Annotated in this window: 6 protein-coding genes and 3 pseudogenes; 4 read left to right on the plus strand and 5 right to left on the minus strand. The window is 69.3% G+C overall.

The window, feature by feature from the left end:
• Positions 1-244 precede the first annotated feature (244 nt).
• The 3 genes and pseudogenes from ACFYUS_RS37680 to ACFYUS_RS37690 form a co-directional block, all read left to right on the plus strand.
• Complete coding sequence (locus ACFYUS_RS37680; RefSeq protein WP_388862567.1) at positions 245-604, plus strand: hypothetical protein; 360 nt, start codon at positions 245-247, stop codon at positions 602-604.
• A gap of 9 nt (positions 605-613) precedes the next feature.
• On the plus strand, positions 614-4,249 hold the full coding sequence (locus ACFYUS_RS37685; protein WP_388862569.1) for an NACHT domain-containing protein: 3,636 nt from the start codon (positions 614-616) through the stop codon (positions 4,247-4,249).
• Between the two features lie 272 nt (positions 4,250-4,521).
• Positions 4,522-6,143, plus strand: a pseudogene (locus ACFYUS_RS37690) (ISAzo13 family transposase); the annotation flags it as partial.
• A gap of 45 nt (positions 6,144-6,188) precedes the next feature.
• Here ACFYUS_RS37690 and ACFYUS_RS37695 read toward each other — a convergent pair.
• The 5 genes and pseudogenes from ACFYUS_RS37695 to ACFYUS_RS37715 form a co-directional block, all read right to left on the minus strand.
• The gene (locus tag ACFYUS_RS37695; protein WP_388862571.1) at positions 6,189-7,424 is read right to left on the minus strand and encodes a cytochrome P450; all 1,236 of its coding nucleotides are present in this window, start codon (positions 7,422-7,424) and stop codon (positions 6,189-6,191) included.
• A 24-nt stretch (positions 7,425-7,448) separates the two neighbouring features.
• The gene (locus ACFYUS_RS37700) at positions 7,449-8,873 is read right to left on the minus strand and encodes an NAD(P)/FAD-dependent oxidoreductase (protein ID WP_388862573.1); all 1,425 of its coding nucleotides are present in this window, start codon (positions 8,871-8,873) and stop codon (positions 7,449-7,451) included.
• The gene (locus ACFYUS_RS37705; RefSeq protein ID WP_388862583.1) at positions 8,830-9,054 is read right to left on the minus strand and encodes a ferredoxin; all 225 of its coding nucleotides are present in this window, start codon (positions 9,052-9,054) and stop codon (positions 8,830-8,832) included. The genes ACFYUS_RS37700 and ACFYUS_RS37705 overlap by 44 nt, the downstream gene beginning before the upstream one ends.
• 113 nt (positions 9,055-9,167) lie before the next feature.
• Positions 9,168-9,806 carry a hypothetical protein gene (locus ACFYUS_RS37710; protein WP_388862575.1) on the minus strand — a complete coding sequence of 213 codons (639 nt, stop codon included), beginning with the start codon at positions 9,804-9,806 and terminating at the stop codon, positions 9,168-9,170.
• A gap of 310 nt (positions 9,807-10,116) precedes the next feature.
• A pseudogene (locus ACFYUS_RS37715) lies at positions 10,117-10,522 on the minus strand (SpoIIE family protein phosphatase); the annotation flags it as partial.
• A gap of 58 nt (positions 10,523-10,580) precedes the next feature.
• On the opposite strand from ACFYUS_RS37715, the pseudogene ACFYUS_RS37720 reads away from it, so the two are divergent.
• A pseudogene (locus ACFYUS_RS37720) lies at positions 10,581-10,973 on the plus strand (transposase); the annotation flags it as partial.

The following is a 10,973-nucleotide window of genomic DNA, read 5'->3' on the forward strand; positions in this document are numbered from 1 at the left end:
TGCCGCTCCCGCAGAAGCCGGCGGCATCTCATCAATGTTCACATGGTTGTGAGTTCTAGGCTCTGGCGCACATTCCGCGAGAACAGTGGACGAGTCTCTCTGATCGGCAGACTGGAGAAACGCGGGGGCGGGCGTGCTCTGTTACCGCGGACTGTGCTGCTGGAGGAGCTGGAACCGCAGTACGGTCGCGTTGCGTTCTTCACACGGAGGCTGCGTGTCCATGCCCAGAGGCGGAGGAGATGCTGTGGAACCCATCTCGGCACAACTGTTGATGACACTGGCGGGAGCCGCGGCCGGGAGCGCCGGGCAGCAGCTGTGGGAGTCCTTGCGCACGCTGGTGACGCGCAGGTCACACGGCGATGGACAACCCGCAGAAGACGGGGAGCTGACGAGCCTGGAGGAGCACCCGGACAGCGTCGAACGTGCTCGCGAGCTGGCGAACGTCCTGCGGCTTCGGGCCGCACAGGACCCCGACTTCGCCGAAGCGCTCGCGCAGGTGCAGCGACAGGCCGAGGGGCACAAGGGCGGCTTCTGGATCACCGGCGGCAGGCAGCACAACGTCATCCAGGCCGAGAACATTCATGGCTCCATCAACTTGAGCTGAGGCAGCAGGGTGGCAGGGCAGCGGGGGTGGGGATGGCCGCGCCTCGGGATCTCGGGTGGACGGCAGAAGACGGTCGTCCAGGCCGGGCACGTCGACAACATCGTGATCGCGGTCGACGTGGGCGGCTGGTTCGGCCTCGCCGTCTTCGCCGTGGTGCTGCTCGTCGCCAAGCCCGCCCTGCCCCTGCCGTCCGGTCTCGGCCCCGGGCCCGCTACCGTCGGCTGGTTGCTCCTCGCGGCCCTCATCACTGTCGACCTCGTACAACGCGTGCTGAATCGGGTCCGGGAGCGCCGCGAAGGTGCCTGGCGGTCGGAGAAGAATCTCGCGGGGGCTGCCGACGCTCTGGCCGAGGACCTGTGCGTGCGGTACAGACGGGACGAACGCTGGGCACAGATCCACGATCCAGAGCCCATCGAGGTGGCCTGGCGGGAGACGGACGGCCCACCGGAACCCCAACTGGGCTCCGTCTTGGAGCACATCTCCAAGACACCCCCGCAGCGGCTGGTCATCCTGGGTGGTGCGGGCGCAGGAAAGTCGATCCTGGTGTTGCGCCTCGCGGAGGGGCTGCTCAGAGAACGCGAGCGCCGCACCGCGAGGCAAGGGCCCGTGCCCGTCATCGTATCGCTCGCCTCCTGGAACCCACGCCAAGGGCTGTACCACTGGATCGCAGGGCAGGTGGCGGACGACCATCCGCGCGCGTGCACACCGATCTCGGGTGCCCCGCCCGCTGGCGTCGCCCTGGAACTGCTGCGGTCGCAGCGCATCCTGCCCGTCCTGGACGGCTTCGACGAACTGCCGCACGGCGTACGGGAGGAGGCCATGCGGCAGCTTCAGGCGAGCACGAAGGGCGGGAACCCGTTCGTCTTGACCAGCCGGGCGGAGGAATACACCCAGCACGCGCTCGACCAGAGCCGCTTCGCCCGCACCGAGATCGTTCTGTGCCCGCTGACGGACGACGCGGTGGCCGCGTATCTGAACCCGGGCGGCAGGCCCGAGGCACGCTGGTCCGCCGTCCTCGACCGCCTGGCCGCCGCCGCCGACGAATCCCCTGAGGCGCGGCTGCGCATGGTGCTGCGGGTGCCGCTGCATCTGAGCCTGGCCCGGGAGGCATACGGCACGGGCAGTGCTGATCCGGGCGAGCTGCTCGAGCCGGGTGCCTTCGCCGACATCAAGGGCATCGAGCGCCGGTTGTACGACGCCTATCTCGACACCGTGTACAGCCCGTCCCACGACATCCGTGCCGCACGCGGCGCCCTGGACCCGGAGCAGGCACACGCGTGGGCGGGCTTCCTGGCCGCGCGCATGAAGGCCGACAACCGGCAGGACCTCGTCTGGTGGCGCCTCGACGAGGATGTGCCATGGCGGGTGCGCGCTCTGGGCCTGGTGCCTCCGTTCGCGCTGAGCACCGCCCTGGTCTCGTCGAGCGTGCACGGAGCCCCGGCCTGGCACGCGCGATGGGGCCTGCCGTTGTGGGGTGCCTACGCTCTGCTGTGCATCGTGGCCTTCCTGTACGCGGCTACCTCCGCGGAGGACACGGAGCATCGGCCGCCGCAGGAGGTCGTGCGTCCCACCGGGAAGCAGCTGCGGGAGGCCCTTGGCAGCCGGCGAAGCCAGGTCGTGGGCGTCCTCGTCGCGGCTTTTCTCGCAGCGGGCTGGACCGCCGCGGCAGCCAGCGATTCCGGCCTGTGGCTGTGGGCCATGGTCGCCGCGAGCTTGACGACCCTGCAGCGATGTTGCCGTCGGCTGCTGCTCGGCGCCGCAGACCCGTCCCTGGCGTCATCCCCGGCCGCACTGCTGCGCACCGATCGGCAAGCGGTGGCGGTGCTCGGATGGCTCACCCCAGCAGGGCGCCCCGCGCTGTTTCTGCTGTGCCTTGTGCCCGTGGGAATGCTGCCTTTCACGCCTTTCGCCGACAACACGGACGCTTTCACTGCCGATGAGCGCGTGATCGGTTTCGTGCTCGACCTGGCCGAGTCGCTGCTCGTTGTCTTCACCCCCTTGCTGTTCGCCGCCTGGGAACATCGCGCACGGCTCGTGCCGCTCACTCTTCTGCTGCCGCCGGCACTGCTCGGCCTGTGGGCGGTCCACGGCACGGCAGAGGGCTTTGTCCACACCGCCGACTGGGCGCTCACCGTGGCTGGAACACTGGCCAGTTGGCTGCTATACGTCATCGCGGCGTCGGCGTGGGGAAGATTTCAGGTGGCCCGCCTGTACTTCGCAGCCACCGGCAGACTACCGCTGCGGATCATGGCGTTCCTGAAGGATGCGCACCAGCGGGGGGTGCTGCGTCAGTCGGGCGGAGCATACCGCTTCCGCCACATCGAACTGCGAGACCGACTGGCTCAGACGGCGACCGCAGACGCTCACGACCCGGCCCGACCGCCAGGGAAACGACGCCAGTTGGCGGCCGGTGCATTGGCCCTCGTCCTCCTCGCGGGGACTTACACCGTGATCGTCAAGGGCGCCGCACAGGCCGAGGCACCCCCCGGTCCGGTGCGCGCACTGCCCGCCGCGTGCGACCTCTTGGAAGACGAAGACGTGGCAGCCCTCATCGACGATGCCCAGGAACGGACCCCGGGGCAGACTCTTCCGACGGTCTTGGGGTGGCATTCGCCGAGCTCATGCATCGTCGATGAACAGTCGCCCTTCGCCCGGGCGGTACAGATCGAGTTGTCGGCGCAAGTCGTGCCGGCGTTCCGCACCACGGGGGCCGTGGCCATGGCCAAGTCGACATTCGACAGATTCGGGATACGGGATCTCGGCCTGACCGGCGGGACGGCCCGGGCCATCGACGGGCTCGGCGACGAGGCCAAACTGATCACGGGACCCCAGTTGATCGACGAAGCCGGGTATCCGTTCCTCAAGGCGGCCAAGGTGATCATCAGGGAGGGCAACGCGGTGATCGACGTCCAGTACACCGAGGAGTTCGCTGACCTCGACCGCGTCACCGAGGTCGCCCGGATCCTCGCCGGTGCCGCCCTGCGCAAGGCGGGGCTCACGGATACCGTCGCTTATGGGGGCACCCGCGCACTGAAGGACTTGCCGCGCGCTCGGATCCCCACTTGGGACAACCGGTTTGCTTGGTACATCGGGGCGCCGTATCAGCCGGTGTACGGCGCCCGGTGGAAGGACGCAGAGCGGTCTGTGATCCGCTGGCTCCCAGGGACGGCGCTGACCGCCCGCGTCCCGAAATACCTGAAGTGCGTCTTGGACGAGCACCACGAACTGAAGCCCGACGACAAGGCGAACGACATCTCTCGCTGCGAGGGCGAGGAGGAGGCCGTTCGCGCGGAGCTCATCCCTCGGCTCGAGATCGATGCCCGGTCGCACTACTGCGGTGCACGGTGCGACACGAAGGAGGTCCGCGTCTTCCAGGGATCGATCCTCGGCGAAGCCCAGAGCCGGTGGCGAAAGCACGGGGACGCGACGCACTACGGCATCGACCACCCGAAGCCCGGCCGATACCGCATGTCCCTGAAACAGCGGTGGGGCTTCAGGGGCGGCGACGGCAGGGCACATGCGTATCTCCTCTGGATCAGGGTCGACGTGCCGGAAGAGCAGGCCGAGTTGGCGCAGAAGATCGTGAACGATGCGTTCGCGCAGACCTGCGCCTTCCCTACGGCAGATCACCCTTGCACTCTGTGACGCCGCGAAGGTCCGGCCATCCGTGCTGGCGGGGCCCAGCCCGCCCACACCAGCCCGCCCGGGCCGTACGTACGGAAATCTCGTCGATCGCCTGCCGGTGATCCCTCCACCTGCCACACCGCCCTCTGCTGACCGGCAGGAACGGCCGAAGCCGTTCCCCGCTCACATGATCGGCCGGACAAGCCTTAGGACTTGCCGGGAAACAAGTCGTGGCTTCCAGCTGTGGGACTCGTTGTTCTGGTAAGGGGAGACCGGAGGACATCGAGGACGTCCTGGCGGCAGAGTTCCATGCGTTGCTGCCGCATCCGGACGAGCGTCAGCGTCGGCTGCCCATAGAGGCGGAAGCCCTTTCGCTGGGACGTGGTGGCATCAGGCTCGTCGCTGCCGCGGCCGGGGTCCGGGAGAGCACAGTCTCGCGCGGAGCGGCTGAACTGGAGTCCGGTCAGGTTCTGGTGGGGCGGGTCCGTCGTCCTGGTGGGGGTCGAAAGAGGGCTGTGGGCCTTGATCCGGGGCTGCGGCCGTCGCTGCTTGCGCTGGTCGAGCCCGACGAGCGGGGCGATCCGATGTCGCCACTGCGCTGGACGACGAAGTCGACCCGGAAGCTGGCGGCGGCGCTGCCCCGGCAGGGCCACCGGGTCTCCGCCCACACGGTCGCCGGCCTGCTGCGGGAGGAAGGCTTCAGCCTGCAGGCCAACGCCAAGACCATCGAAGGTACTCAGCACCCCGACAGGGACGTCCAGTTCCGCTACCGCAACGAGCAGGCACGAGACCACGGGGACGCCGGTGACCCGGTAATCAGCGTGGACAGCAAGAAGAAGGAACTGATCGGCGGATACAAGAACGCCGGGCACGAATGGCAGCCCGCAGGGCGGGCTGTGAGGGTCAAGGCCCACGCCTTCCCGGCCAGGCCGAGAAGGCGATTCCGTACGGAATCTATGACATGGCGGCGAACTCCGGCTGAGTCAGCATCGGCACCGATCACGACACCGCGGCGTTCGCCGTCACCTCTGTCCGGCACTGGTGGCAGGCCCGCGGCCGGCACGACCGCCCCCGCGCCCGCCGACTGCTGATCACCACCGACGGCGGGGGGCTCCAACGGCTACCGCACCCGCGGCTGGAAGACCCAGCTCGCCAACCTCGCTGCCGAGACCGGCCTTGAGATGACGGTGTGTCACCTTCTGCCCGACCCGGCACCTCGAAGTGGAACAAGATCGAACACCGGCTGTTCTCCCACATCACCATGAACCGGCGAGGCAGACCCCTGACCAGCCACGAAGTCATGCTCCAGACCATCGCCGCGACCACCAGCCGCACCGGCCTCACCGCCCATGCCGAACTCGACAGCGGTGAGTACCCCACCGGCATCCGCATCAGCGACGACGAGATCGCCGCCCTGCCCATCACGCGCCATCGCTTCCACGGCGACTGGAACTACACCCTCCCCCAGTGTCCGACGGACGCGGCAGCCACCGGCAGCACACCGGACGAGGTCCTGGCGGGCAGACCGACTCGACTCACGCGGCATTCGCTCCAGGACCCGGAACTGACCGGGATGACCCGCCGACAGCTCAGTGAGCTCATCGACGTGATGACTCCAGCGATGGAGGCTCCACGCGAGCAAGCGCTCCGCACACGTCGAGGTCACGAGCGCCTGGTGGCCCCCGGCGCAGGCGCCAAAGCCGAGCTCACTTCAGCCGACCGGGTCCTGGTCACCGTGCTCCACCTGCGAAAACTCGCGATCATGGACCTCCTGGGCCAGCTCTTCGACGCCACCGCCATGACCATCAGCCGTGCAGCGAAAGACGTCTGCCCGCTCCTGGAAGCCCATGGTTTTCACCTCCCCGCCTCAACAGCCTGTTTCCGCACGCTCGAAGACGTCGTCAGGTTCCTCGCCCCCGAAAAACCAGGATCAAGCCGACGTGTTGATTCCCGGCAAGTCCTAAGGCCGGATCCCGTCGCAGGCGATGCGCAGATGGCGCGGCCCGCGCAGTACGGCGTTCTGGCGGTACGGGGGCGGGTCGTCCAGCAGGCGTGGGTTCTCCAGTCTCCGGGCCAGCTCCGACAGGGCGAGTTGGGCCTCCAGTCGGGCGAGCGGTGCGCCGAAGCAGCTGTGGATGCCGCTGCCCAGCCCAAGGTGCTGGATGTCCGGGCGATCCGGGTCGAAGCGGTTCGGGTTCTCGAAGCGCTGGGGGTCTCGGTTGCCGGACGCCAGGACCAGCCAGAGGGTGGAGCCCTTGGGGATGGTGACGCCGCGGACCTCGATGTCGGCGAGCGTGGTGCGCTGTGGCAGCAGTTGCACCGGCGGCTCGAAGCGGAGCAGTTCCTCCACGATGGGCACGGCCAGTCGCGGTTCTGTCCTCAGACGCTGAAGGACGTCGGGATTGCGCAGCAGGGTCAGCATGCCGTTGGTGATGAGGTTGACCGTGGTCTCGTGCCCTGCGATGAGGAGCAGCGCCGCCGTGCTGAGCAGTTCCATGGTGGTCATCTGGCCGTCCTCGCTCTTGGTGGCGGCCAGTTGGGAGAGCATGTCGTCCCCGGGGTTCTTGCGGCGTTCCTCGATCAGACCGGCCAGGTACATGCCCAGCTGCATGCGGGCCTCGGTCGCACCCTTGCCCCGCTCGCCGGGGTCGGCGTCCGGGTCGGGGTCCAGGCTGGCGGCAAGGGTGTCCGCCCAGGTGTGGAAGCGCGCCTCGTCCTCGCGCGGCACTCCGAGCAACCTGCAGATCACCGTCACCGGGAACGGGTAGGAGAACTCCTCCACCAGATCGATCCCGCCCGGGTCGCCGATGCCGTCGATGAGGCCGGCGACGATGTCGCGGAGCTCAGGGCGCATTCCGTCGACCCGGTGCGGGGAGTGCGGCGGGCCGAAGTGACGGTTCGTCATGCGCCGCATCCGGTCGTGTTCCGGCGGGTCGAGCCGTAGGAAGCCCGGGGGCAGGGCGCTCTCCTCGGATGCCGACTCCGCCAGCGGGTCAGCGCTGCTGGACGCCAGGTTACGGGCGTCGGAGCTGATCCGGGGATCGTGGAGGAGGCTGCGGATCTCGTAGTACGTGCTGATCACGTACGGCCCGTCGGCCTCGTGATGGACCGGTGTCTTCCGCAGCTCTTCGTAGATCGGGTACGGGTCGGCCCGGTTGGCGTAGTCCAGGATCTGGTGCAGCAGGGTTTGCGTCATGGCAGGTCCTTGTGGCCGTGCGGGTCAGTGCGCGGGGGTGAACGTCATCCGGCGGTCTGCCGGTGAGTATCCGCTGAGGGTCACGGTGGGGCCGTGGCTGGGGACCGACGGGTCGGGGAAGTCCGCGTCCATCGGATGCTGTCCGTCCGCGTGCCGGTCGACCGTGGGGAACTGCGGCGGGAACGGTGCGGTGCGCTCGATGAGTTCCTCGTAGAACGGGAGCCATCGGCCGTGGTCGAAGGAGACGGCGCCGATGACGCGCCCCTGGTAGCCGTAGACGCCGACGAACCGACGGCTGTTCAGTGAGCCCTGCGCGATCAGGATCTCCGTCGCCATCGACGGCACTCCGACCGACTTGATGTTGACGCCGAACTGGGAGGACCAGAAGGCCGGCACGTCCATGTGCGGCAGTCGGTCGATGCTCTCGCTGAGCATGTTGTGCGCCGCGATCCCGGCCTGGGCGACGGCGTTGCCCCAGTGCTCCAGCGACAGGAACTGGTACCCGAACAGGGGGTGGGGGCAGCGGGCGACGTCGCCCGCTGCGTAGATGTCGTCGGTGACGATTCCGCGGATGTCGAAGGCCCGGCAGCCGGCATCGCAGGCGATGCCGCGGGGCCCGGCGCCGAGCCCGGAACCATACAGCCATTCGGTGTTGCGCAGGGCGCCGAGCGAGACGACGACCACGTCGGTCTCCACGGTGGAGCCGTCGGACAGGTGCGCGGCGCGCACCCGTCCCGAGGCGTCGCCCTCCAGGGCGGTCACCATGACTCCGCACCGCAGGTCCACACCGTGCTCGCGCTGGAGGTCGGCGGCCACCGCGGCGACCACCCCGCCGAGCGCGCCGACCAGGGGCGCGGCGCCTCGTTCGGCGACGGTGACGGGGAGGCCGCGTTCGCGGCAGGCGGAGGCGACCTCCGAGCCGGCGAACCCTCCCCCGATGACGAGGACCCGCTTGGGTCCCTCGTCGAGCCGCCGGGCGAGCGCGGCGCCGTCGGTGCGGGTCCGCAGCACGAAGACGCCGTCGAGTTCCGCCTCCTCCTCGCGCGGCCACGGCCGCGCCCGGACACCGGTGGCGATCAGCAGCCGGTCGTACGGCACCTCGTCGCCGTCGGCCAGCCGCACCCTCCGCGTGGCCATGTCCAGGCCGGTGGCGGGAACGCCGAGCCGCCAGGTCGCGTCGACGGATCGGAGCCGGGGCAGCGCGGTGCGGTCGGCGCGCGCCCTGCCGAGCAGCACCCCCTTGGACAGCGGGGGCCGGTCGTACGGTTCGCACGGCTCGTCGCCGATCATGGTCAGACTCCCCGCGAAGCCCTTGGCGCGCAAGGTCTCTGCAGCCCGCAGGCCTGCCAGCGAGGCGCCGACGACGACGATGCGGCCCTCGCGTTTGAGCTGCTCCAAGGCTCCGTCACCGAGCACCGGGCACCGCCTCGGCCGGCTCGTCCACGGCATCGACGAGGATGGCCTGCACGGGGCAGGCCGCGGCGGCCTGGGCCAGCTTCTTGCGCTGTGCCTCGTCGGCATCCGGGTTGTACAGCAGCGCCTCGTCGCCGTGCATGGTGAAGATCTCGGGAGCGAGGAACGCGCACTGCGCGTACCCCTGACAGCGGTTCAGATCGACAGCAATGCTCACCACGGGATCGGTCCTCTCCGATGGCTCGGTCAAGCCCCTGCGCCCACTCTCATCGGCCGGGAGGGCCACAGCGACGGGAAGCGGACCGATCGAGTGAGCGGCGCGGCGCCCGATCAGGTCGAGGCGGCGGTCCGTGACGCGGTGGAACGCCGACCCCACAGGACGTTCAGGCTGAGAACGAGCACCCAGGCCGGGAAGACCAGCTCCGACCAGGGGACGTTCGCTCCCACCACGAGCAGCGTCACGCCCGCCAGATAGCCGAGGGCGGTGAGCGGGCGCGGGAGGACGCCGAGCCGGCGACCGATCGTCGAGGTCGCGATGACGAACACCGCCGCCATCCGCATGGCGTAGGTGGTCAACAGGGAGTAGGCGACATCACGGCCGAAGGAGGACCCCTGCCCACCCTCGTCGAGCACGCTCCAGGCCGCCGCCGCGGCGGCGAACAGCATGGCGACGAAAACCAGACCGCTGCCCAGGAACACCGTGGAGACGAACTTGTCCTCGCGCTCGCCCGCCTGCTCGCGCAAGGCGCCCATGAACCACAGGAACGCGATCCCGGCGAACGGGATCAGCTCCAGCGCCGTCCGCACGGCGCTCCGCTGCCCCGCGTCCACGGTCACTTCTGCCCCGTCGGCACCGCTCGGCATAGCGATGCGTACCAGGACGATCGCCGTGGCCGTCAGGATCGCGAACACCACTCCTGCCACCCCGGCGGCCCAGGGTGTCGCAAGGCGCTTGTGCTTCCGCTCCATGGTCTCCCGCTTCCTACCTGCGCTTCCTTCGTCCAGACACCCGTGATCGCGGGCCATGCGCCACCGGAATCACCCCAGAGGCAGGGCGCGGTGCGCCATACAGGTCAGCTCACGCATCTCGAGGCCGTCGAAGCGCTCGTCGACGCCGGCGGTCTCGGTGAAGACGCTCCTGCGCCTGGCGTCGGACGGTGTCCTGGAGGCACGGGACGACTCCGGCGCCTTCTCCCCCTTCACCGAACGTCTGACCCGTATGAGCCGGTGTCGGCCTGGACGAGCTGCCCGCCGAGATCTGGGCCGACCTGAGCCGCTTCGCCAAGTCCAGAAGGACGGCCGTGGCGAAGAGTTCCGCGTGCTCCGTCCGCGCCGAGTCGACCACGAGCCTGCGGTCCAGCCGCGCCGCGATCGACTCCGCGTCCACGTCGTCCAGCACGGCCTCGCGGAACGCCCCCAGGACGGCGGCGACCGTCGCGACGGTCGACAGACCGTGCCCCTGCGCGTCGCCGAGGACCGCCCACACCCCGTGGGGCCCGGCCGGACATCGAAGAGTCGCCTCCCACCAGCGTGCCGCGCTCGGCGGCGCGGTACAGGCTCACGCAGCGCACGGGTCCGACCCGCCGCCGTACGTCCGGGACGATGGCCCGCTGGGCCGTCTCGGCGACGGTACGTTCCAGGGCGAGCTGCTCGTCCCGGCACCCGCGGACGAAGAAGACTAAGAGGCCCTAACAGAAGCTGTTGATCATGTGACTGTCGGCTTGGTTGCTCGTTGGTCTGTTCGTGGCGAAGAGGAACTCCCGGCCGTGGATCGTCTCGGACGAACTGTGGTCGCTGGTCGAGCCGTTGTTGCCGGTCCCGGCGTCGAAACTGGTGGCGGGGCGGCCGCGGGTGCCGGACCGGCAGGCTCTGTGCGGGATCCTGTTCGTCCTGCACACCGGCATCCAGTGGGAGTACCTGCCCCAGGAGCTCGGATTCGGCTCCGGCATGACGTGCTGGCGGCGGCTGGCCGCGTGGAATGAGGCCGGTGTCTGGGACCGGCTCCATGCCATCCTGCTGACGAAGCTGCGTTCGGCGAAGAAGCTGGACTGGTCGCGGGCGGTGATCGACTCCAGCCATGTCCGGGCTGCCCGCAGGGGCCCAAAAGCGGGCCCAGCCCGGTCGACCGAGGACGGT

This window comes from Streptomyces sp. NPDC004284 (assembly GCF_042874035.1).
Taxonomy (GTDB): domain Bacteria; phylum Actinomycetota; class Actinomycetes; order Streptomycetales; family Streptomycetaceae; genus Streptomyces.

Coding starts and splice junctions, on each gene's coding strand:
- ACFYUS_RS37695 (WP_388862571.1), bottom strand. CDS start 7,424: ATGACGCAAACCCTGCTGCACCAGATCCTGGACTACGCCAACCGGGCC.
- ACFYUS_RS37700 (WP_388862573.1), bottom strand. CDS start 8,873: ATGCCGTGGACGAGCCGGCCGAGGCGGTGCCCGGTGCTCGGTGACGGA.
- ACFYUS_RS37710 (WP_388862575.1), bottom strand. CDS start 9,806: ATGGAGCGGAAGCACAAGCGCCTTGCGACACCCTGGGCCGCCGGGGTG.